Source organism: Serratia sp. NA_112.1, from assembly GCF_052691715.1.
The window spans coordinates 46008-67147 of sequence record NZ_JBQZFO010000013.1 but is presented as its reverse complement, the minus strand read 5'-3'; the positions used below and the strand labels follow the sequence as shown (position 1 = coordinate 67147).

Below are 21140 nucleotides of genomic sequence, written 5' to 3'. Positions count from 1 at the left end.
TTCCTGCCACGCGTAAGGAGAGCCATGAAACGCCAGATCCTTCCCCTGCTGATACTGCTGTCACCGGCGGCAATGGCGAGCTGGACGCTGCAAAGCTTCCCGGCCTTTGACGAGTCCGCCAGCGGCTTGTTCACCAGCCACGCCACCTTGCCCAAGGGTGAACTGCCGCTAAAGATTTACCAGGACCAACAGTGTTGGCAGCCGGCCACCACGGCCAAACTGAATCAAGCCCTGTCGCTGCAACCTTGCGGCGATAACCCACCGGTTAACTGGCGGCTGTTCCGCGCTGGCGAATATCAGGTACGCATCGACACCCGCAGCGGTACACCAACGTTGCAGCTCAGCCTGAAAACCGCACCGGAAATCGCCGCCGCTACGGTAGCGCGCACCTGCCCACGCTGGAACGGCTTGCCGGTCACGCTTGACGTGGCCGCGACCTTTGCCGAAGGCGAAACGGTGCGTGATTTCTATTCGGGCCAAACGACCAGGGTCAGTCAGGGCAAAGTCACCCTGCAACCGGCCGCTGGCAGTGGGGGATTACTGTTGCTGGAGTCGGCAAGCCGCGAGAAAGCCGCGCCGTTCAACTGGCACAACGCCACGGTTTACTTCGCCCTCACCGATCGCTTTGAAAACGGTAACCCGGCCAATGACCACAGTTACGGCCGCCGCAGCGACGGTATGCAGGAGATAGGCACTTTCCACGGCGGCGATTTGGCCGGCCTGACGCAAAAGCTCGATTATCTGCAACAGCTCGGCGTCAATGCGCTGTGGATCAGTTCACCACTAGAGCAAATCCACGGCTGGGTTGGCGGCGGCACCAAGGGCGATTTCCCGCATTACGCCTATCACGGATACTACGCATTGGACTGGACCCGGCTCGATGCCAACATGGGCAGCGAGCAGGATCTGCGCACGCTGGTCGAGCAAGCCCACCAGCGTGGTATCCGCATTCTGTTCGACGTGGTGGTGAACCACGTCGGTTACGCCACGCTGGCGGATATGCAGACCTTCCAGTTTGGCTCACTGTATCTGAAAGGTGCGGAGATCGAAAAAACACTGGGTAAAAACTGGGGCGACTGGCGGCCGGGCACGGGACAAAGCTGGCACAGCTTCAATGATTACATCAACTTCAGTGATAAATCCGGTTGGGATACGTGGTGGGGTAAAAACTGGATCCGTACCGATATCGGCGACTACGACTCGCCGGGTTATGACGACCTCACCATGTCGCTGGCCTTCCTCCCGGATATCAAAACTGAAGCGCCCGGTGCCAGCGGTCTGCCGCTGTTTTATCGCCATAAACCCGACACTGATGCGCGCGAAATTCCCGGTGCCACAACCCGCGACTACCTGACTACCTGGCTCAGCCAATGGGTACGCGATTACGGCATTGACGGCTTTCGCGTCGACACCGCCAAACACGTAGAGAAACCGACGCTGGCACTGCTGAAACAGCGTGCCACGGCGGCATTGGCCGAGTGGAAAGCCGCTCATCCGCAACAGGCGCTGGATTATGCCCCATTCTGGATGACCGGTGAAGCCTGGGGCCATGGCGTGATGAAAAGCGACTATTACCAGAACGGCTTCGACGCGATGATCAATTTTGATTTCCAGGATCAAGCGTCGCAGGCGCTGAGCTGTTTTTCCAGCATCGACGCCACCTATCAACAGATGGCCGACAAGCTTCATTATTTCAACGTGTTAAGTTATATCTCTTCGCACGATACCCGGCTGTTCTTTGCCAGTGATGCCAAAGGTTCGCTGGCACTGCAACAGCGTGCCGCCGATCTTCTGCTGCTTGCCCCCGGCGCGGTACAAATTTACTACGGTGATGAAAGTGGTCGTCAGCTTGGCCCGAGCGGTTCAGATCCGTTGCAGGGCACCCGTTCCGATATGAACTGGAGCGAGCTGCAGGGCGACAAAGCCCCACTGCTGGCGCACTGGCAGCGGCTGGGCCAATTCCGCGCTCGCCACCCGGCAATCGGTGCGGGTAAACAGCTGTCGCAGCAAACGACGCAATACTATGCTTTCAGCCGTCGGCTCGGTGACGATAAGGTGATGGTGGTGTGGGTCGGCGATCGGTCACAATAAATCAGTGAAATATGCCAATAAAAAACCATTGGGTAAAATTTACTCCCGGTGGTTTTTTTATGAACCGCATTGCGCCGGAAATTGTCAGGCGGTATGGTGGGCGATTACCTGCTAAAAACACTACAGCTGCACCTATGACTTTTTCACTTTTCGGCGACAAATTTACCCGTTACGCGGGCATTACCCGTTTAATGGATGACCTGAACGAAGGCTTGCGTACCCCCGGCGCCATCATGCTTGGCGGCGGTAATCCGGCGCAAATTCCTGAGATGGAAAGCTACTTCAAGCAACTGTGTCAGGACATGCTCGACCAGGGCAAACTGACCGAGGCGCTGTGTAACTATGACGGCCCTCAGGGCAAAGACTCCCTGCTGAAAGCACTGGCTAAATTGCTGCGTGACGAGCTGGGCTGGCAGATTTCTCCACAGAATATTGCACTGACAAATGGCAGCCAGAGCGCGTTTTTCTACTTGTTTAACCTGTTTGCCGGGCGCTATGCCGACGGCAGCCGCCGCCGCGTACTGTTCCCGCTGGCGCCGGAGTATATCGGCTATGCCGATGCCGGGTTGGACGAAGGCCTGTTTGTCTCGGCCAAACCCAACATCGAATTGCTGCCGGAAGGCCAGTTCAAATATCACGTTGATTTCGAACACCTGAATATCGGCGATGATATCGGCATGATCTGCGTATCACGCCCGACCAACCCGACCGGCAACGTGATCACCGACGAAGAGCTGATGAAGCTCGACCGGCTGGCGCAACAGCGCAATATTCCGCTGGTGATCGATAACGCCTATGGCGTGCCCTTCCCCGGCATTATCTTCAGCGACGCAACGCCACTATGGAACCCTAACATAATTCTGTGCATGAGCCTGTCAAAACTCGGCCTGCCCGGTTCGCGCTGCGGCATTGTGATCGCCGATGAAAAGACCATCAGCGCCCTGACCAACATGAACGGCATCATTAGCCTGTCACCGGGCAGCATGGGGCCGGCTATGGCAACGGAAATGATTGAACGCGGCGATCTGCTGCGCCTGTCCAACGAAGTGATCCGGCCCTTCTACAAGCAGCGTGTCGAGCATACTATCGAGATCATTCGCCGCTACCTGTCGCCAGAACGCTGCCTGATCCATAAACCGGAAGGGGCCATTTTCCTCTGGCTGTGGTTCAAGGACCTGCCGATCACCACCGAATTGCTGTACCAGCGCCTGAAAAAACGTGGCGTGCTGATGGTGCCGGGCCACTATTTCTTCCCGGGGTTGGAGCACGAATGGCCGCATACCCATCAGTGCATGCGGATGAACTACGTGCCGGATCCGGAGAAGATTGAGCGTGGCGTGGCGATCCTGGCGGAAGAGATCGAACGCGCGCACCAGGAAGCGGGCTGATCGTTGAGATGGGGCGTCCAGGCGGCGCCCCGTCGTGTTACATCGCCCAGTTTTTTACATCGCCCAGAACAATACCGCCAGCAACTGCGGCGACATGATGCGCAGGAACATCGCCAAAGGATAAACCGTAGCGTAAGACAGCGCGGCAGCGCCGCTGGTCGGGTGCAAGCCATTAGCGAAGGCCAACGCCGGCGGATCGGTCATTGACCCTGCCAGCATGCCAGACAGCGTCAGGTAGTTCATCTTGCCCACCGTGCGCGCCAGTACGCCCACGCTAAACAGAGGGATCGCGGTAATCAGCGCACCGTAGCCAATCCATGCCAGCCCTTCACCATTAATCAGCGTATCGACAAAGTTGCCGCCCGACTTCAGCCCGACCACCGCCAGAAACAGCACAATCCCCAACTCACGCAACGCCAGATTGGCACTGGGCGGCATAAACCAGTACAGCTTGCCGATGCTGCCGATACGCCCAAGGATCAGCGCCGCCACCAGTGGACCACCAGCCAGCCCCAGACGCAATGCCGCCGGGAAGCCCGGTATAAACAGAGGGATGGATCCCAACAACACGCCCAGGCCGATACCGATAAACACCGGCAGCATTTGCACCTGCTGGAGCTTCTGCTGGGCGTTGCCGACAATCGCCACCACCGCCTCGATAGATTCGGGCCGCCCCACCAAATTGAGGATATCACCAAATTGCAGGGTCACATTGCTGCCGGCCACCAGTTCGACCCCGGCACGGTTGAGGCGCGAGATCACCACGTCGTATTTTTGCTTCAGGTTCAGATCGCGGATTTTGCTGCCCAACACCTTCTCATTGGTCACCACCGCTCTCACCACCTGCAGCTCTGTACCGCGCGTTGACAACGAGACGTCGACCTCTTCGCCAATCACCAGCCGGGCATTTTCCAGGCTTTCGCGCTTGCCCACCAGATGCAGGTAATCGCCCAGTTCCAGCCTCTCCAGCGGGGCCGGCACCATCAGAAAATCGCCGCGTTTCAGGCGAGAACAGATGATGTCCTCACCGTTCAGCAGCGGAACATTTTTGATAGCCATTCCCTGCAGATTCGGGTTACGCACCGCCACGTTCATGGTGTGCAGCAGTTCACGCTGGTTGCCCAGGCTGCCTTCAAACGCCTGCGCCTCTTGCTCGATATTAATGCGGAAAAACAGGCGTATCAGCCACATCACCAATAAAATGCCGCAGATGCCAAACGGATAGGCCATGGCGTACCCCATACCCATGCGATCGACCAGTGCCGGATCTGAACCCAAATCGGTCAGGATTTGCTGCCCAGCACCGAGCGCAGGAGTATTGGTGACCGCCCCGGAGAACACGCCGAGAATGATTGGCAACGGCACGGCAAACAGCTTGTGAACTACCGCCGCGACCAGCCCACCGACCAGCACCAGTAAAATGGCAAAGCCGTTGAGCCTCAGCCCCGATACCCGCAAGGAAGAGAAGAAACCCGGGCCGACCTGAATGCCAATGGTGTAGACAAACAGGATCAGGCCAAACTCCTGAATGAAGTGCAGCATGTCGCCATTAAGATTAAGCTGCCAGCTCTGGGCGAAATGCCCAACGATAATGCCACCGAACAGCACCCCGCCGATGCCCAGCCCTACCCCATAGATTTTCCAGTTACCCATCCACAACCCGAGAACGGCCACCAACGCCAACATACTGACGGTCAGGGCGATTTCGCTCATAGCTCACATCCTTGCCAGAAGTTTAACAACCGGTTTGCGGTTAAAGTCACACAATTAACAGGGATTTTGGCACAGGCGGGAAAGGGTGACTGTGGCTTGTGCCACAGAAAGCAAAGGGGGAAGCCCGTTAGGACTTCCCCCTGAAAATTTAACTGTTTCTCAGTCTGTTATTTAGCTTCCAGCCCTGGCGTAGTGCCAATGGCGATCCGCTGCGGCTGCAGGGCTTCCGGCACTTGACGAACCAGATCGATATGCAGCAGGCCATTTTCAAACTGGGCCTCGGAAACCTGCAAATGCTCAGCCAGCGTGAAGGTCAGTGTGAACTCTTTGCACACCAGTCCCTGATGCAGATATTCCACCTGTTTTTCCGACGGTGTCGGCTTACCGCGCACGGTCAGGCGTGGGCCTTCGACTTCGATATCCAGTTCGCTTTGTTTGAAGCCGGCCAGCGCCAGAGAAATGCGGTAGTGGTTATCGTCGCTTTTCTCGATGTTGTATGGCGGGAACCCTTGCGGCTCCTGGCCGCCCATTGAACTGGCCAATTTGTCAAAGCCGATCCACTGACGCAGTAGTGGGGATAAGTCGTAATTACGCATAGTATAAACTCCTTCTATGAAGCGAGACTTTACCCGTCGCCTTTCAAGCTACAGTGTTGTTACCTGCACTCGGCTATGTGGCCCATCCATGAGCCACACCCCTTCGGGGCCGCTGCGGGCAGCGTTCAAATCTGCTCCCGGCAGATTTGTCATCCCAGTCACTTACTAAAGTAAGCTCCGTGGGCTAAATGAGCTGGTCGCCTAACTGTAACTTGAAATTCATAGGGTAAATTAAGCTGTGCCCCCTGACGGCAGACAAGTTAACTAACATTCATCGCACCGGCGGTTCATTCCGCCGATGAAATAAGAATTATTTAATTTCTATCCGGCGCGGTTTTAATGTTTCCGGCACGATACGTTCCATATCGATATACAACAGGCCGTTTTCCAACTTGGCACCTTTAATTTGGATATGTTCGGCCAACTGGAATTTACGTTCAAAGTTTCGCTCAGCAATACCTTGATATAAATAGGTTCTTTCCGCAGGTTCATGATTATGAGCACCACGTACAATCAACAGGTTATCCTGAGTCGTGATCTCGAGTTCTTGCTCGGCAAACCCTGCCACCGCGATGGCGATGCGGTAATGATTTTCATCCACCAGCTCAACGTTATAAGGGGGGTAGCCGCCATTACCCTGGCTCTGGCCTGCCTCCAACGCATTAAACAAACGGTCAAAACCAATAGCAGAACGGTAGAGTGGAGAAAGATCGAAATTACGCATAAAACAGCCTCCTAAGGCACTTCAGCGAGGTTTAATAATTAGGCCTTCCATCATGGACAGGCTAAATAATCAGAATTCCCTTACGGCGAATTCTTAATTTGCTTCTGATAAGAAAATGGGGGTGGCTTTCACCATTTCAAGCGACGATGATAAAAAAAATGATAATCAGTGCAGCGAAAGTTTTTTTATCCCTTACAATAAACTGAGACGGCCGCCACAGAGCGGGCGCTTGCTCCTTTTAAAACATCCACAAGATGTTAGAGATCAGCAGATTTTGGAGAACAGCACCCTGCAGGATGGAATAATGAAAACGATAAGAGTCATAGCAACCAGTTGCATGCTGTTAGCAACCAACGGCTGCTCCAGCGTAATGAGTCACACCGGCCCGAATCAGGGCTACTATCCGGGTACCCGTGCCAGCATGGACGTGCTGAGGGACGACAATACCAGTTGGGCGATGATCCCACTGGTGACGCTGGATCTGTCATTCTCGGCGGTGATGGACACGGTGTTACTACCTTACGACTATATGCGTTCCGGCAGTGACGGCACCGCAGACTCGCCGAGAGCACGCATCTTGCGAGGCGAAGAGCAGAATCTGGTCGCCAGCGGTGACCCTGCCCATGCCGCCACTGCAGCCCCACATTAAGCGACTCTGATGCGGGCTGTTCGCCCGCCGTTGCTCACACCTCGGCCACAAAAATCTGGCTGAATCCACCGACCTCTCGCATAAACGCCACCTTGCTACCGTCAGGTGAGAACACAATAGCGTCCCCCGAAGGCGGTAACGCCGTTCGCTGCGTCAGGCGCTGCATCCGTCCGCTGGCTACCTCACATAACATCAAGCTGTTATCACACACCAGCGCGATACGACCGCCCTGCGGATGCCAACTGAACGCCGATTGAATACCCTGTTCACCATGAGTGACCTGACGCGGGTCTCCGCCGTTGGGTGAGACCACCCACAGCTGTACCACACCCGCGTCATCCTTCATCAGGCAGGCAATCATACTGCCGTCGGGTGAGCTGCGCAGCCAGTGGCGGGGAGTGGTCGCCACACCGGGGAAACGTCGCTGGCCGGTAAAGGTCAGCCGACGTTGGCATACCCCCAGCGGGGGGGCAGGTAAATGAGTGGCGGTGCCTTGCAACGGCCGGGCACCGGCTTTGGCGTAATCGGCATCATCCTGCGGCAGATCAACGATAAACACCTCAGGCAGCTTTTCACCGCTGCTGGAAATGGTATCGCCGATAAACGCCAGCGCCCAGCGCTGTTGCCGCCCATCAGGCCGGGTATAACCGCCCAGGCCAACCCAGCCCTCTTCGTAGGCGCGATTAATTTGGTCACTGCCCGGCTGCGGGTGTGGCGTGGTCTCGCTGACTAACACGCAGTAATGGCTGCCGTCATATTCACGCGGATGCTGCTTGGGAGGATTCACGCCCTGTAATGGCACGGCTACCCCCACGTTGCGCAGATCCAGCGCCGGGTCCAGTTCATGCATCACATGGTCATTATAAGTAAAGCTCAGGCGGCTGCCGTCCGGACTAAACACATGCACGTGAGTGCCGCCACGCAGTGCACCGGGGGTATAGGGCGCGGTGATATCCATCGCATCGAGGGTAATGGCAAGTTCGCGATCCGGTTCGCTGACAATTACCCCACGGCGATGGTGAAAATCGTAATGCCAAACGCTATCAGGGTGCTCGGGGCCGTGAATAAAAGCATATCGGGCCGGCGCGTCCGGGCTGACAGTCACCACGCCCACGTGAGCACCGTGCTGGGCACGGTAAACCACTTCTACCACGCCGCTGTCGACGTTCACCCGTTCAATGCTCAGGCCGGTGAAAGAAGCGCCGCTCGGGCGTACGTCGTAAGCCAGCCACTGGCTGTCCGGCGTCCAGACGTTAATATTAGTTAGCTGATGCCCACGTGGATCAAAAGTCAGCTGTTTTTCCCGATGGCTCATGGCGGCTCCCCTGCTCATGCTGGCACTGAGCCGCCATCTTACCGGATCAGCCGACGCGTTTCACATCACCCACCAACAGCAGATACGACAACCCGCCGAGTAACGCCACAACGGCGATATAAATCAGTGAGGGTGCAAAACCATAATCCTGCGCTAAGCGCCAAATCGGCATTCATCGGCATTCATCGGCATTCATCGGCAACGCGACAATGGAAATATTAGATCTGTCTATTATGCAAGAAGATAAAGCAGCTTAATAAATGGAATAATACGCCGGTTCATTTTTTGATTGTCGTGGAGTCGATACTGGTATCCATGATTCATCCCCCTGAGAAATATATTCATTTCTGCACAATCTGTTCCCGAAAAATCATGCAGCAGTGGTGTTTTCATCTGGTTAACCGACCTGGTTCGCTATTGAGTATTAAAATCTAGCTAATGGATTATTTAATAGGTCGTTGATCATTGTAGATACGAAATCGGATCTTGTAATACAAGATGGATAACAAAAAAACATCAGCCAGAAGAACATCACGATTTACATTTTGGAAAATTAATTCTAAATTGGATTTTTAAATCCAAATAAAAGATCACCATGCTGAGTCGTTACCACGCCATCGCCGATGCCATTACGCTGTTGTTTGCCCCTTACGCCGAAGTGGCACTTCATGATCTCGCCAGCCAGAAGCTGGTTTACATCAGCAATAACCGCTCGCAACGTGAGCTGGGCGAAGACTCCAACCTGAGCGAGTTACAGGGCGATCAAGGCTTGCAGGTGATCGGCCCCTATCTGAAGCGCAATTGGGATGGCAGCCAACTGCGTTCTATCAGTGCGGTATTGCGCGACGATAACGGTGCCCCCATTGGCCTGTTGTGCATCAATCTTGATATCACCGTGCTGGAAAGCGCCAAAGCCGCGCTGGAAGTCTTCCTGGGTGGCAATGCCCTGCAACCACAGCCGGACGTGCTGTTCCAGGATGACTGGCAGGAACGCATCAACACCTTCATTCACCAATGGTTGCAACAACGTCAACAAACGCTCGGTACCCTTAACGGTGCGGGCAAGCGGGCAATGGTGGAGGCGCTCTATCACCAGGGGGCTTTCAAAGGAAAAAACGCCGCCGGCTATGTCGCCAAGATCCTTGGTATCGGCCGTGCTACCGTTTACAACTATTTGAAAAATATAAAGGAGTCTGTATGAGTCAGCTATTTGACGCGATTGTTTCCGCCCATCAGCATTTGCGCCCGCAGGTTCGCGTGACCCCGCTGGAACACAGCGTATTGCTGTCACAGCAGTTGGGTTGCGAGCTATATCTGAAATGCGACCATCTGCAGCATACTGGCTCTTTCAAATTTCGTGGTGCCAGCAACAAACTGCGGTTGCTGAATGAGCAACAGCGCAGCCATGGAGTGATCGCCGCCTCGACCGGGAACCACGGCCAGGCCGTCGCGCTGGCAGGCAAACTGATGGGTGTCAGCGTGACGGTGTATGCCCCGGAAACGGCGGCAGCGATCAAACTCGAGACCATCCGTGCGCTGGGTGGCAAAGTGGAACTGATACCGGGCGACGCACTGAATGCTGAGCAGGCGGGAGAAAAGGCAGCCACTGAGCAAGGCAAAGTCTATATCTCGCCCTATAACGACCCACAGGTGATTGCCGGTCAGGGCACCTGCGGCATGGAGTTGGTAGAGCAGCAAGCAGATTTGGATGCGGTGTTTGTTGCCGTGGGTGGCGGTGGTTATATTTCAGGAATTGGTACCGTTTTGCAGCAATTGTCGCCGAAAACCCAACTGATTGCCTGCTGGCCGGAAAATGCCACCAGCATGTATAGCGCACTGCAGGCGGGCCATATCTATCCGGTGGAAGAACAGGACACGCTGTCAGATGGTACCGCTGGCGGCGTTGAGCCTGGAGCGATCACCTTCCCACTGTGTCAGCAGGTGATTAACCGCAAAGTATTGGTCAGTGAAGCGGAAATCAAACAGGCCATGCGCCAGATTGCCACCAGCGATCGCTGGATTATTGAAGGTGCTGCCGGAGTGGCCTTGGCCGCTGCCATCAAACTGGCACCGGAATTCCAGGGCAAAAAAGTGGCGGTGGTACTGTGCGGGAAAAACATTGTGCTGGAGAAATACCTCAAGGCAATCGCCGATGAAAATCATTAATAAACGGCAGATCCTTGAAGCTTTCGATGCAGATGCCGTCACATTGTTACTAAAACAGGGATTTATTGCCTATTCCCAACAGCAGGTGCAGTACCCACATCACCGCCGTCGTCGCTGACGCCCAGGGCAAGCAGGAGCTGGCGGCCGATCTGACCGGGCTGGCGATTCAGGACGTACAGATTGTGAAGGGTATTTTGGCTTGGATATAGAATGTTTTTAGGGCGCGACTGCGCCCCTGTAAATCGAATCACTGTCAGGCATTCAGCACAAACTTCTCGATCGCGCGGGCTACACCGTCTTCAGTATTGGTGCTGGTAACAAACTGCGCTACCGCTTTCAGTTCCGGGATAGCATTACCCATCGCCACGCCAACACCGGCATACTCGATCATCGCCGTGTCATTGGCCTGATCGCCCAACGCCATCACATTTTCCTGCGCAATACCGAGGTGTTCTGCCAGCATTCTGACTCCGGCACCTTTATCGACGTTTTTGTGCAGAATTTCCAGGTAATAAGGCGCGCTTTTCATGATGGTGTAACGCTCCCGAGTCTCAGGAGGAATGCGCGCAATAGCGCGATCCAAAAGTTCCGGCTCGTCTATCATCATCACTTTCGGGAAACGAATCTGACGATCCATTTCTTCCACGCTGCGGTACTTCAGCGGAATACCGGTCATCTCCGACTCATGCACGGTGTATTTGCCGATATCCTTGTTCGGGGTGTACAAAGTGTCAAAATCAAATGCCTGGTAATGGACGCCCAGTTCGCGGGCCATCTGCTCGAAATAGAGATAATCCTCAAAACCCAGCGTTTCCTGCAGGGTACAGGCACCGTCTGCCGCCTGTAAAACCAGTGCGCCGTTATAGGTAATACAGAAATCACCGGGCCCCTGAATATCCAACTGTCGCAGATAGTCCTGCACGCCGACATAGGGCCGCCCGGTTGCCAGCACCACATGCACCCCTTTGCGGCGCGCCTCGGTAATCGCCTGCTTCACCGCAGGCGTTATCTGGTGCTGCGGATTAAGCAACGTGCCATCCATATCAATCGCGATCAGTTCAATAGCCATTCGAGCTTCTCCCAGTGGTTTTTCCCATGCTAACGCGTTTCAGCCCACGCTGTCAGCGCCAAAAAGGCGTAAAAAAATCCGCGCAAGTCACCCGGCGCGGATTTTCATGGCCATCAATGCGTTAGATATCGATATTTGCCGCTTTCAGGGCATTTTCTTCGATAAAGGCCCGGCGAGGCTCAACTGCATCACCCATCAGGGTGGTGAACAGTTGATCAGCAGCAATGGCGTCCTTCACGGTCACGCGCAGCATGCGACGACTTTCCGGATCCATGGTGGTTTCCCACAGCTGCTCTGGGTTCATTTCACCCAGACCTTTATAACGCTGTACTGCCAGCCCACGGCGTGACTCTTTCACCAGCCACTCCAATGCCTGCTCGAAGCTTTCAATCGGCTGACGACGCTCACCACGTTCGATGAAGGCATCTTCTTCGATCAGGCCGCGCAGTTTCTCACCCAGCACGCAGATTTTGCGGTATTCGCCGCCGTGGATGAAATCGAAGTCCAGCGCGTAGTCGGTATCCACACCGTGGGTACGGATGCGCAGTACCGGCTCAAACATCTGGCGCTCACGGTTCTCAAAGAGAACCGAGTCATAGCTGCTGCCGTGCTGTTCTTTGTCGTTCAGCAATTTCACCAGTGAATCAATCCAGGTCTTAACCTTGGTCTGATCGCTCAGATCGCCCTCTGCCAAAGTTGGCTGGTAGATCAGGTTGTTCAGCAGTGCACGCGGGTAGCGGCGCTCCATACGACCGATCAGCTTCTGCACACTGTAGTGCTCCGCAACCAGTTTTTCCAATGGCTCACCGGCAAGTGCTGGGGCGGCTCCGTTGGTGTGCAGGGTTGCGCCGTCCATCGCGATGGCGATTTGGTACTGATCCATCGCTTCGTCATCTTTGATGTACTGTTCCTGCTTGCCTTTTTTCACCTTGTACAGCGGCGGCTGAGCAATGAAAACGTGGCCGCGCTCGATGATTTCCGGCATCTGACGGTAGAAGAAGGTCAACAGCAGCGTACGGATGTGCGAACCATCGACGTCGGCATCGGTCATGATGATGATGTTGTGGTAACGCAGTTTGTCCGGGTTGTACTCATCGCGGCCAATGCCGCAGCCCAGCGCGGTGATCAGCGTCGCCACTTCCTGCGAAGACAGCATCTTGTCGAAGCGTGCTTTCTCAACGTTAAGGATTTTACCTTTCAACGGCAAGATTGCCTGGTTCTTACGGTTACGCCCCTGCTTGGCAGAGCCGCCCGCTGAGTCCCCTTCCACCAGGTACAGTTCGGACAGCGCCGGATCGCGTTCCTGGCAATCTGCCAGTTTGCCCGGCAGGCCAGCCAAATCCAATGCGCCTTTACGACGGGTCATTTCACGCGCTTTACGCGCCGCTTCACGGGCACGAGCCGCATCGATGATTTTACCGACGACAATTTTCGCATCGCCCGGGTTTTCCATCAGATAATCGACCAGCTTTTCGTTCATCAGTGTCTCAACCGCGGTTTTTACCTCGGAAGAAACCAGCTTGTCTTTGGTCTGAGAAGAGAACTTGGGATCCGGAACTTTCACCGAAACCACGGCAATCAAACCTTCGCGCGCATCGTCACCGGTGGCACTGATTTTGGCTTTTTTGCTGTAGCCTTCTTTATCCATGTAGCTGTTCAGGGTACGGGTCATCGCGGTACGGAAACCGACCAGATGGGTACCCCCATCACGCTGTGGGATGTTGTTGGTGAAGCAATAGATATTTTCCTGGAAACCGTCGTTCCACTGCAGCGCCACTTCTACACCGATATCGTCTTTCACGGTTGAGAAATAGAACACGTTTGGATGAATCGGGGTTTTGTTTTTGTTCAGGTACTCAACAAACGCCTTGATACCGCCTTCGTAGTGGAAGTGGTCTTCTTTGTCCGTGCGTTTGTCTTTCAGGCGGATAGACACGCCAGAGTTCAGGAATGAGAGTTCGCGCAGGCGCTTGGCCAGAATGTCGTACTCAAATTCGGTATTGTTGGTGAAGGTTTCATAGCTCGGCCAGAAACGCACCGTGGTACCGGTCTGATCGGTTTCACCGACCACTTTCAGCGGCGCCTGTGGTTCGCCCATGGCGTAGGTTTGTTCGTGCACCTTGCCTTCACGACGGATAACCAGTTCCAGCTTCTCGGACAGGGCGTTAACGACAGAAACGCCCACGCCGTGCAGACCGCCGGAAACCTTGTAGGAGTTGTCATCAAATTTGCCGCCGGCATGCAGCACGGTCATGATCACCTGCGCCGCAGAAACCCCTTCCTCTTCGTGAATACCGGTCGGGATACCACGACCGTCATCCTGTACCGAAACGGAGTTGTCGGCATGGATGGTCACCTGGATGTCACTACAGTGGCCAGCGAGTGCTTCGTCGATAGCGTTGTCCACAACCTCGAATACCATGTGGTGCAGACCGGTGCCATCATCGGTGTCGCCGATATACATGCCCGGGCGCTTACGCACCGCGTCCAGCCCTTTTAATACCTTGATACTTGAGGAGTCATAAGAATTCGACATCAACGTTTCTCGCTCATTTTAGTCCTGTGGTTGAACCTCTATTTTACCTTGTTCCACGCGGAACATCTTGCCCTTTTCACCGGCCATATCGGTCACTTGTTCAGCACTTACGGCACTGACAAAGACCTGGGCCTGGGTGGCTTTCAGGCGATCGGCCAGCAACCGGCGACGGCCGGTGTCCAGCTCGGAGGCAAAATCATCAATCAGATACAGGCAACGCCGCCCGCTCTGCCGGGTGAGAAACTCACCCTGCGCTAAGCGCAACGCGCACATCAGCAACTTCAACTGACCGCGCGATAACAAATCCTCTACCGGCGTGCCGTCGGCACGAATGCGAAAGTCCGCTTTATGCGGCCCCACCGCGGTATAGGTTAACGCTCTGTCACGCTCAAACTGGCGCTCCAGCAGCTCTCCGTAGTCGCTCTCTTTGTCCCAGCCACGCTGGAAAGAGAAACTCAGGGCAAATTCGGGCAAAAACTGCGCGCACGTCGCGGTAATATCCGCGGCAATCGCGTCGCTGTATGCTGCCCGCCACTCGCTGATACGCTCGGCCAACGGGATCAATTCCTGATCCCAGGCGCGGATCTGCGCATAGCGACTGACCTGGCGCAGCGCGGCATTGCGCTGCTTCAGTAACCGTTTCAGGTTGCTCCAGGCGGTGAAAAAACCGGGTTCGTTATGAAAACAGCCCCAGTCCAGGAAGGCACGCCGGAATTTCGGCCCACCGTTTAGCAGGGTAAAACCTTCGGGGGTAATCAGTTGCATCGGCAATAGCTGCGCCAGTTCAGCCACTTTGTGGCCGTCGCTGCCATCGATACGCACCTTGCTGTCCCCCTGACGGCTCTTGCTTAATCCTACGGATATTTCACGCTCTGCACCGTCAATACGGCCGTGCAAAATAAACTCAGGCTTGTCGTGGCGGATCACCCGCCCAGCCTGCAGGCTGCGAAACGCCCGCCCGTGCCCAAGGGTATACACCGCCTCAAGCACGCTGGTCTTTCCGCTGCCATTGGCACCCACCAGGAAGTTGAATCCCGGCGCCAGAGCCAAATCCGCCGCTTCAATATTGCGGAAATCTTTAATCAGTAAACGCGTTAATGCCATGCCAATTCCATCACCGGGAAATTACGCTCAATGTGAGGGCGTTATCGGCGCTGGCAGTTTACGTGCGGACAGCGCACAGCAACCGGAGCGTACACAGAGTACGTGAGGATTGCGAGCACTGCCCAAGCGTAAAATGGCAAGCAAGATAGCCCGGATATCGATCACAACCGCATTGGCATGACGACATAGGCCGCAGACTTACTGGCACCGTCTTCGATCTGCACGCTGGAAACCGAGTCGGTCAGCAGCAGGCGCACATCTTCACACTTGAGCGCGTTCAATACGTCCAGCACGTAGCTGACGTTGAAACCAATTTCCATCTCGGTGCCGTCGTAGCTGACATCGAGGATCTCTTCCGCCTCTTCCTGTTCAGGGTTGTTGGCGGTGATCTTGAGTTGGTTTTGACTGACATACAGGCGCACGCCACGGAACTTCTCGTTCGACAAAATGGCCGCACGAGCAAACGCCTGCTTGAGCAGATCGCAACCGGCTTCCAGCGTTTTGTCCGGGTTCTTCGGCAATACGCGACGATAGTCAGGGAAACGGCCATCAACCAGCTTGGAGGTGAAGATAAAGTCACCGACGTGGGCGCGAATGTTGTTACTGCCGATCTGCAGCTGCAGCAGCGTATCGCCACCGTCCAGCAGACGCACCAGCTCCATCACCCCTTTACGCGGCACGATCACCGAATGCGATGGCAATTGCTGACCGATCGGCATTGAGCACACCGCCAGGCGGTGACCATCAGTCGCCACGGTACGCAGTTCTTCACCTTCGGTTTCGAACAGCATGCCGTTTAAGTAGTAGCGCACGTCCTGATGAGCCATCGAGAACTGCGTGGCTTCGATCAGGCGCTTCAGGGTCGCCTGCGGCAGAGAAAATTCAACTTCACTCTGCCAGTCGTCCAGGTTCGGGAAATCCACCGCCGGCAACGTAGAAAGAGAGAAGCGACTGCGGCCGGAACGCACCAGCATACGCTCGCCTTCCAGCGTCACAGTGATCTCGGCTCCTTCGGGCAAGCCACGGCAGATATCAAATAATTTACGCGCGGGGACGGTAGTCGCGCCCACCTCATGAGGTTGGGACAGGGCAACGCGTGCCACCATCTCCATCTCCAGATCGGTGCCAGTCAACAGCAGGCTGCCTTCCGTCACCTGCAACAGCAGGTTACCCAGAATTGGCAGCGTTGGGCGGCCGCCCAGCGGGCTGCTCACCTGTTGCAGTGGTTTTAGCAGATGCTCACGTTCAACGATAAATTTCATAGCGCTAGGAAGATAATGTTCTGATTAAATTGGAGAAATCTTCTTTGATGTCGTGACTTTCCTCACGCAACTGCTCGATCTTCCGGCAGGCGTGCAACACCGTGGTATGGTCGCGGCCACCAAACGCATCGCCGATTTCTGGCAGGCTGTGGTTGGTGAGCTCTTTTGCCAGCGCCATCGCCATTTGGCGGGGACGGGCAACGGAACGCGAGCGCCGCTTGGACAACAAATCAGCGATTTTAATTTTATAGTATTCTGCCACCGTCTTTTGAATATTATCGATGGTGACCAGCTTTTCCTGCAGTGCCAGCAGATCGCGCAGCGCTTCACGCACGAAATCAATGGTAATGGCACGGCCGGTAAAGTTTGCGTTGGCGATCACGCGGTTCAACGCCCCTTCGAGCTCACGCACGTTGGAACGCAGGCGCTTGGCGATAAAGAACGCCACTTCACCTGGCAGACGGATATTATTCTCGTCGGCCTTTTTCATCAGGATCGCTACGCGGGTTTCCAGCTCCGGCGGTTCGATCGCAACCGTCAGTCCCCAACCGAAGCGGGATTTCAGACGATCTTCCACGCCGTTAATCTCTTTCGGATAACGGTCTGAGGTCAGGATAATCTGCTGATTGCCTTCCAACAGGGCGTTAAAGGTATGGAAGAACTCTTCCTGCGAACGCTCTTTGTTGGCAAAAAATTGGATGTCATCGATCAGCAACGCATCGACCGAACGGTAATAACGCTTAAATTCTTCAATGGCATTGTTCTGCAAGGCTTTGACCATGTCCTGCACAAAGCGTTCAGAGTGCATATAGACCACTTTGGCGTTGGCCTTGCGTGCCATGATGCCGTTACCCACCGCGTGCAACAGGTGAGTTTTACCCAGACCGGTGCCGCCATAAAGGAACAGCGGGTTATAGGCACCACCCGGGTTATCGGCCACCTGACGGGCCGCCGCGCGCGCCAACTGGTTGGATTTACCCTCAACAAAGTTATCAAAGGTGTGCTTTGGATTAACGTTGGAGCGGTAAGAAAGTTCAGGTTGCGGCGCTGCGTTGTCCCAGCTTGGGCGGGAAGGCGCGGCAACACGCACTATGGGCGCGCTGGGTGCACTGACGCTGGCAGCGACGGTCTGGCTGATGATTTGGGAGAGAGGTTTACTGCCCACTTCAAAACGCAACAATGGGGCATCCGTACCGCAGAAATCATTCAACAGGCCATTGATATTGTTTAAGTACTTATCGCGAACCCAATCCAGCACAAAACGATTGGGCGCATAAAGCGCCAGGGTGTTGTCACTCAGTTCCGCCTGCAATGGGCGTATCCACATACTAAATTCTGTGGCAGGTAACTCATCCTGCAATCGGGCAAGACACTGCTGCCAAAGCGAAAGTGACACGGCGGACTCCACTCGAACAAGATCAATAAAAGAAAAGAATCAGGCTAATTTTTTATAACTCATGATTTTTGACACATACCCGGCATCGGCTGTTTGCCTGTGGGGGATGCGAACCGCCTTTCACGGTTTATGTCCCTCACGATCCCCGCTTGAGAGATCGCGATCGGAATGACGGATCATAGCGCAATCCGCGCAAGAGATCCTCCTCTTCATCACAGATTAGATCCATTTTATCCACAGGCCCCGGCCTGCGGCGATCTTTTCGCCAGCCTCGCTCAATTGCAGGCAAAAACCCGTCTGCGGAAAGGTATTTTTTACATTGTCAACCGGTTATACCCTGTTATCCACGCCGGATCCTTGGCTTTACCCCCAAGGATCGCATCGGGATCCTTGCGATTTACCCCCGAGTCCGTATAATCTTCGCCCTACGTGTGTACCTGGTTCCTTAATGGTGTGTCATTAACCGGACAGGATTCTGCGGTGACCACGGGCCAATACCGGATTTTACTCCAAATTGGCAGACAACCAGGTAGGCTAGCGCAATGTGAATTGACTCAGGACTGTACAATTATTACAATCCCGCCTCTTTATATATTGCGATTGAGGCGTCGGTGGTCTTCACGCCGAATAGCCAAACGCGTTTACTGATCAGTAATTATTTTAAGTTTAGGTAGAAATCGCCATGAAACGCACTTTCCAACCGTCCGTATTGAAGCGTAACCGTAGCCACGGCTTCCGTGCTCGTATGGCCACCAAAAATGGTCGTCAAGTTCTGGCCCGCCGTCGTGCGAAAGGCCGTGCTCGTCTGACTGTTTCTAAGTAATAAAAGCTAACCCGCTGAGTGGTTAAGCTCGCTTTTCCCAGGGAGTTACGTTTGTTAACTCCCACTCACTTCACTTTCGTCTTCCAGCAGCCACAACGGGCTGGCACGCCGCAAATCACCATCCTCGGCCGCCTGAACCAGCTGGGGCATCCCCGCATCGGTCTTACCGTCGCCAAAAAACACGTCAAACGCGCGCATGAACGCAACCGGATCAAACGCCTAACCCGCGAAAGCTTCCGTTTACTTCAGCACGAATTACCGGCGATGGATTTTGTCGTGGTGGCCAAAAAAGGGATAGCGGATTTGGATAACCGTGCACTGACGGAAGCTTTGGAAAAATTATGGCGTCGCCACTGTCGCCAGGCTCCCGCATCCTGATCGGGCTGGTGCGGGCTTACCAGCTCGTCATCAGTCCGCTGCTTGGGCCTCGTTGTCGCTTCCAGCCGACATGCTCTCATTACGCAATTGAGGCATTAAGCAGGTTTGGCATGATAAAAGGCAGTTGGTTAGCATTGAAACGCGTATTAAAATGCCACCCCTTGAACCCAGGTGGCGATGATCCCGTGCCGCCGAAACCCGACGATAACAGAGAACACTAACGATGGATTCGCAACGCAATCTTCTCCTCATCGCTCTGCTGTTCGTGTCTTTCATGATCTGGCAAGCCTGGCAAACGGACAACGCTCCGCAACCAGTCGCGCAGACCACGCAACAGACTTCGAACCCTGCTACCGGTGATGCCGCAAGCTCAGCAGTTCCAGCCAGTGGCCAAGGTAAACTGATTACCGTAAACACTGACGTGCTGTCGCTGACCATCAACACCCGTGGTGGTGATATCGAGCAGGCTAAACTGTTGGCCTACCCGGACACTCTGGGTTCATCGACGCCATTCCAGCTGCTGGAAACCACACCGGCATTTGTTTATCAGGCGCAAAGCGGCCTGACCGGCAGAAACGGTCCGGATAACCCGGCAAACGGCGAACGTCCTCTGTTCCAGGCGGCGCAGGACAGCTACACCCTGCCGGAAGGCCAGGAAGAGTTGCGCATCCCGCTGACCTTTACCGGTAAAGACGGCGCAATCTACACCAAGACTTTCGTGCTCAAGCGTAATCATTACGCGGTTGCCGTTGACTACAACATCGACAACAAAAGCACCACTCCGCTGGAACTGACCCTGTTCGGCCAACTGAAGCAGACCACCGAGCTGCCTAAGCACCGTGATACCGGCAGCAACAACTTTGCCCTGCACACCTTCCGTGGCGCGGCGTACTCTTCCAGCGAAGACAAATATCAGAAGTATGCGTTCGATAAGGACGAGAACCTGAGCGTGACCACCCAGGGCGGTTGGGTTGCAATGCTGCAACAATACTTCGCCACCGCGTGGGTGCCGGCAACTCAGGGTAGCAATACCTTCTATACCGCCAAGCCAGGCGACAACCTGTCTACCATCGGCTTCAAATCTACTCCGGTAGTGGTGCAGCCTGGTGCGCAGCAGCAACTGAACGCCACCCTGTGGGTTGGCCCGGAGCTGCAGGATCAGATGGCCCAACTGGCGCCGCACCTGGACCTGACCGTGGATTACGGTTGGTTGTGGTTCATCTCCCAGCCGCTGTTCAAACTGCTGAAGTTCATCCACGGCTTTATCGGTAACTGGGGCTTCTCAATTATCATCATCACCTTCATCGTGCGCGGCATCATGTACCCGCTGACCAAAGCGCAGTACACCTCAATGGCGAAAATGCGCATGCTGCAGCCAAAACTGCAGGCGATGCGTGAGCGTATCGGTGATGACAAACAGCGCATGAGCCAGGAAATGATGGCGCTGTACAAGTCTGAGAAAGTGAATCCGTTGGGGGGTTGTCTGCCGCTGGTTATCCAGATGCCAATCTTCCTGGCGCTGTACTACATGTTGATGGGCTCAGTTGAGCTGCGCCATGCGCCGTTCGCTCTGTGGATCCACGACCTGTCGGCGCAAGACCCGTACTACATCTTGCCAATCCTGATGGGCGTGACGATGTTCTTCATTCAGAAGATGTCGCCGACCACCGTGACTGATCCGATGCAGCAGAAAATCATGACCTTCATGCCGGTGATCTTCACAGTGTTCTTCCTGTGGTTCCCGTCCGGTCTGGTGCTGTACTACATCGTCAGTAACCTGGTGACCATCCTCCAGCAGCAGTTGATTTACCGCGGCCTGGAAAAACGTGGTTTACACAGCCGCGACAAGAAAAAGACCTAAGCGTATTGTAAGGGTTCGGCGCGCTGAACCCTTGCTGCGATAGAATAGGAGGCGGTCATTAGACCGCCT

General features: G+C 54.9%; 18 protein-coding genes and 2 pseudogenes. 10 read left to right on the top strand and 10 right to left on the bottom strand.

From position 1 onward, the window contains the following. The first annotated feature begins 24 nt into the window (after positions 1-24). Together ACUTQ5_RS19790 and ACUTQ5_RS19785 are read left to right on the top strand one after the other, a co-directional pair. A complete protein-coding gene (locus tag ACUTQ5_RS19790; RefSeq protein WP_445652626.1) occupies positions 25-2091 on the top strand; it encodes an alpha-amylase in 2067 nt (688 codons plus the stop codon). 134 nt (positions 2092-2225) lie between these two features. Next, positions 2226-3479 (top strand): valine--pyruvate transaminase, encoded by a 1254-nt coding sequence (locus tag ACUTQ5_RS19785; RefSeq protein WP_174354804.1) that lies wholly within the window; start codon positions 2226-2228, stop codon positions 3477-3479. A gap of 54 nt (positions 3480-3533) precedes the next feature. Here the strand turns inward: ACUTQ5_RS19785 and ACUTQ5_RS19780 are convergent, their stop codons facing one another. The 3 genes from ACUTQ5_RS19780 to ibpA form a co-directional block, all read right to left on the bottom strand. Continuing rightward, positions 3534-5192, bottom strand: coding sequence for a putative transporter (locus ACUTQ5_RS19780; RefSeq protein ID WP_445652625.1), 1659 nt, complete (start codon positions 5190-5192; stop codon positions 3534-3536). 167 nt (positions 5193-5359) lie between these two features. After that, entirely contained in the window at positions 5360-5788 is a 429-nt protein-coding gene (ibpB, locus tag ACUTQ5_RS19775) for a small heat shock chaperone IbpB (protein WP_135314580.1), read from the bottom strand. A 310-nt stretch (positions 5789-6098) separates the two neighbouring features. Then, the gene (gene ibpA / locus ACUTQ5_RS19770) at positions 6099-6512 is read right to left on the bottom strand and encodes a small heat shock chaperone IbpA (protein WP_445652624.1); all 414 of its coding nucleotides are present in this window, start codon (positions 6510-6512) and stop codon (positions 6099-6101) included. Positions 6513-6816: 304 nt separating this feature from the next. Between ibpA and ACUTQ5_RS19765 the strand changes: the two genes are divergently transcribed. Continuing rightward, positions 6817-7161, top strand: a complete 345-nt coding sequence (locus tag ACUTQ5_RS19765) for a YceK/YidQ family lipoprotein (protein WP_445652623.1) — start codon at positions 6817-6819, stop codon at positions 7159-7161. A 34-nt stretch (positions 7162-7195) separates the two neighbouring features. Here ACUTQ5_RS19765 and ACUTQ5_RS19760 read toward each other — a convergent pair whose 3' ends face one another. Beyond that, entirely contained in the window at positions 7196-8476 is a 1281-nt protein-coding gene (locus ACUTQ5_RS19760) for a DUF3748 domain-containing protein (RefSeq protein WP_445652622.1), read from the bottom strand. A 46-nt stretch (positions 8477-8522) separates the two neighbouring features. Next, positions 8523-8633: pseudogene (locus ACUTQ5_RS19755) on the bottom strand (hypothetical protein); the annotation flags it as partial. Between the two features lie 438 nt (positions 8634-9071). Here ACUTQ5_RS19755 and ACUTQ5_RS19750 point away from each other — a divergent pair. The 3 genes and pseudogenes from ACUTQ5_RS19750 to ACUTQ5_RS19740 all read left to right on the top strand — a co-directional run. Continuing rightward, complete coding sequence (locus ACUTQ5_RS19750; RefSeq protein ID WP_135314577.1) at positions 9072-9677, top strand: helix-turn-helix transcriptional regulator; 606 nt, start codon at positions 9072-9074, stop codon at positions 9675-9677. Continuing rightward, entirely contained in the window at positions 9674-10642 is a 969-nt protein-coding gene (locus ACUTQ5_RS19745) for a threonine/serine dehydratase (protein WP_445652621.1), read from the top strand. The genes ACUTQ5_RS19750 and ACUTQ5_RS19745 overlap by 4 nt, the downstream gene beginning before the upstream one ends. Further along, positions 10629-10739 (top strand): annotated as a pseudogene (locus tag ACUTQ5_RS19740) (ornithine cyclodeaminase family protein); the annotation flags it as partial. The gene ACUTQ5_RS19745 and the pseudogene ACUTQ5_RS19740, both read left to right, overlap by 14 nt. Positions 10740-10895: 156 nt before the next feature. Here ACUTQ5_RS19740 and yidA read toward each other — a convergent pair. From yidA to dnaA, 5 genes are all read right to left on the bottom strand, one after another. Continuing rightward, on the bottom strand, positions 10896-11711 hold the full coding sequence (gene yidA / locus ACUTQ5_RS19735; RefSeq protein ID WP_445652620.1) for a sugar-phosphatase: 816 nt from the start codon (positions 11709-11711) through the stop codon (positions 10896-10898). A gap of 121 nt (positions 11712-11832) precedes the next feature. Beyond that, complete coding sequence (gyrB, locus tag ACUTQ5_RS19730) at positions 11833-14247, bottom strand: DNA topoisomerase (ATP-hydrolyzing) subunit B (RefSeq protein ID WP_445652619.1); 2415 nt, start codon at positions 14245-14247, stop codon at positions 11833-11835. A gap of 18 nt (positions 14248-14265) precedes the next feature. Continuing rightward, on the bottom strand, positions 14266-15351 hold the full coding sequence (gene recF, locus ACUTQ5_RS19725) for a DNA replication/repair protein RecF (protein WP_445652618.1): 1086 nt from the start codon (positions 15349-15351) through the stop codon (positions 14266-14268). Positions 15352-15512: 161 nt separating this feature from the next. After that, the gene (dnaN, locus tag ACUTQ5_RS19720) at positions 15513-16613 is read right to left on the bottom strand and encodes a DNA polymerase III subunit beta (protein WP_445652617.1); all 1101 of its coding nucleotides are present in this window, start codon (positions 16611-16613) and stop codon (positions 15513-15515) included. Between the two features lie 4 nt (positions 16614-16617). Further along, on the bottom strand, positions 16618-18009 hold the full coding sequence (gene dnaA / locus ACUTQ5_RS19715; RefSeq protein ID WP_445652616.1) for a chromosomal replication initiator protein DnaA: 1392 nt from the start codon (positions 18007-18009) through the stop codon (positions 16618-16620). A gap of 682 nt (positions 18010-18691) precedes the next feature. On the opposite strand from dnaA, the gene rpmH reads away from it, so the two are divergent. The 4 genes from rpmH to yidC are packed head-to-tail and all read left to right on the top strand — an operon-like array spanning position 18692 to position 21071. Then, positions 18692-18832, top strand: coding sequence for a 50S ribosomal protein L34 (rpmH, locus tag ACUTQ5_RS19710; RefSeq protein ID WP_000831330.1), 141 nt, complete (start codon positions 18692-18694; stop codon positions 18830-18832). An 18-nt stretch (positions 18833-18850) separates the two neighbouring features. Then, positions 18851-19210: a ribonuclease P protein component gene (gene rnpA / locus ACUTQ5_RS19705; protein ID WP_025123954.1), complete on the top strand. Its 360-nt coding sequence runs from the start codon at positions 18851-18853 to the stop codon at positions 19208-19210. Next, positions 19174-19431 (top strand): membrane protein insertion efficiency factor YidD, encoded by a 258-nt coding sequence (yidD, locus tag ACUTQ5_RS19700; RefSeq protein WP_012004505.1) that lies wholly within the window; start codon positions 19174-19176, stop codon positions 19429-19431. The genes rnpA and yidD overlap by 37 nt, the downstream gene beginning before the upstream one ends. A 2-nt stretch (positions 19432-19433) precedes the next feature. Further along, on the top strand, positions 19434-21071 hold the full coding sequence (gene yidC, locus ACUTQ5_RS19695) for a membrane protein insertase YidC (protein WP_445652615.1): 1638 nt from the start codon (positions 19434-19436) through the stop codon (positions 21069-21071). The last annotated feature ends 69 nt before the right edge of the window (positions 21072-21140 follow it).

What these genes read in the sequence shown, in the direction of transcription:
- ACUTQ5_RS19790 (WP_445652626.1), top strand. Translation starts at nt 25, where the DNA reads ATGAAACGCCAGATCCTTCCCCTGCTGATACTGCTGTCACCGGCGGCA.
- ACUTQ5_RS19785 (WP_174354804.1), top strand. Translation starts at nt 2,226, where the DNA reads ATGACTTTTTCACTTTTCGGCGACAAATTTACCCGTTACGCGGGCATT.
- ACUTQ5_RS19780 (WP_445652625.1), bottom strand. Translation starts at nt 5,192, where the DNA reads ATGAGCGAAATCGCCCTGACCGTCAGTATGTTGGCGTTGGTGGCCGTT.
- ibpB (WP_135314580.1), bottom strand. Translation starts at nt 5,788, where the DNA reads ATGCGTAATTACGACTTATCCCCACTACTGCGTCAGTGGATCGGCTTT.
- ibpA (WP_445652624.1), bottom strand. Translation starts at nt 6,512, where the DNA reads ATGCGTAATTTCGATCTTTCTCCACTCTACCGTTCTGCTATTGGTTTT.
- ACUTQ5_RS19765 (WP_445652623.1), top strand. Translation starts at nt 6,817, where the DNA reads ATGAAAACGATAAGAGTCATAGCAACCAGTTGCATGCTGTTAGCAACC.
- ACUTQ5_RS19760 (WP_445652622.1), bottom strand. Translation starts at nt 8,476, where the DNA reads ATGAGCCATCGGGAAAAACAGCTGACTTTTGATCCACGTGGGCATCAG.
- ACUTQ5_RS19750 (WP_135314577.1), top strand. Translation starts at nt 9,072, where the DNA reads ATGCTGAGTCGTTACCACGCCATCGCCGATGCCATTACGCTGTTGTTT.
- ACUTQ5_RS19745 (WP_445652621.1), top strand. Translation starts at nt 9,674, where the DNA reads ATGAGTCAGCTATTTGACGCGATTGTTTCCGCCCATCAGCATTTGCGC.
- yidA (WP_445652620.1), bottom strand. Translation starts at nt 11,711, where the DNA reads ATGGCTATTGAACTGATCGCGATTGATATGGATGGCACGTTGCTTAAT.
- gyrB (WP_445652619.1), bottom strand. Translation starts at nt 14,247, where the DNA reads ATGTCGAATTCTTATGACTCCTCAAGTATCAAGGTATTAAAAGGGCTG.
- recF (WP_445652618.1), bottom strand. Translation starts at nt 15,351, where the DNA reads ATGGCATTAACGCGTTTACTGATTAAAGATTTCCGCAATATTGAAGCG.
- dnaN (WP_445652617.1), bottom strand. Translation starts at nt 16,613, where the DNA reads ATGAAATTTATCGTTGAACGTGAGCATCTGCTAAAACCACTGCAACAG.
- rpmH (WP_000831330.1), top strand. Translation starts at nt 18,692, where the DNA reads ATGAAACGCACTTTCCAACCGTCCGTATTGAAGCGTAACCGTAGCCAC.
- yidD (WP_012004505.1), top strand. Translation starts at nt 19,174, where the DNA reads ATGGCGTCGCCACTGTCGCCAGGCTCCCGCATCCTGATCGGGCTGGTG.
- yidC (WP_445652615.1), top strand. Translation starts at nt 19,434, where the DNA reads ATGGATTCGCAACGCAATCTTCTCCTCATCGCTCTGCTGTTCGTGTCT.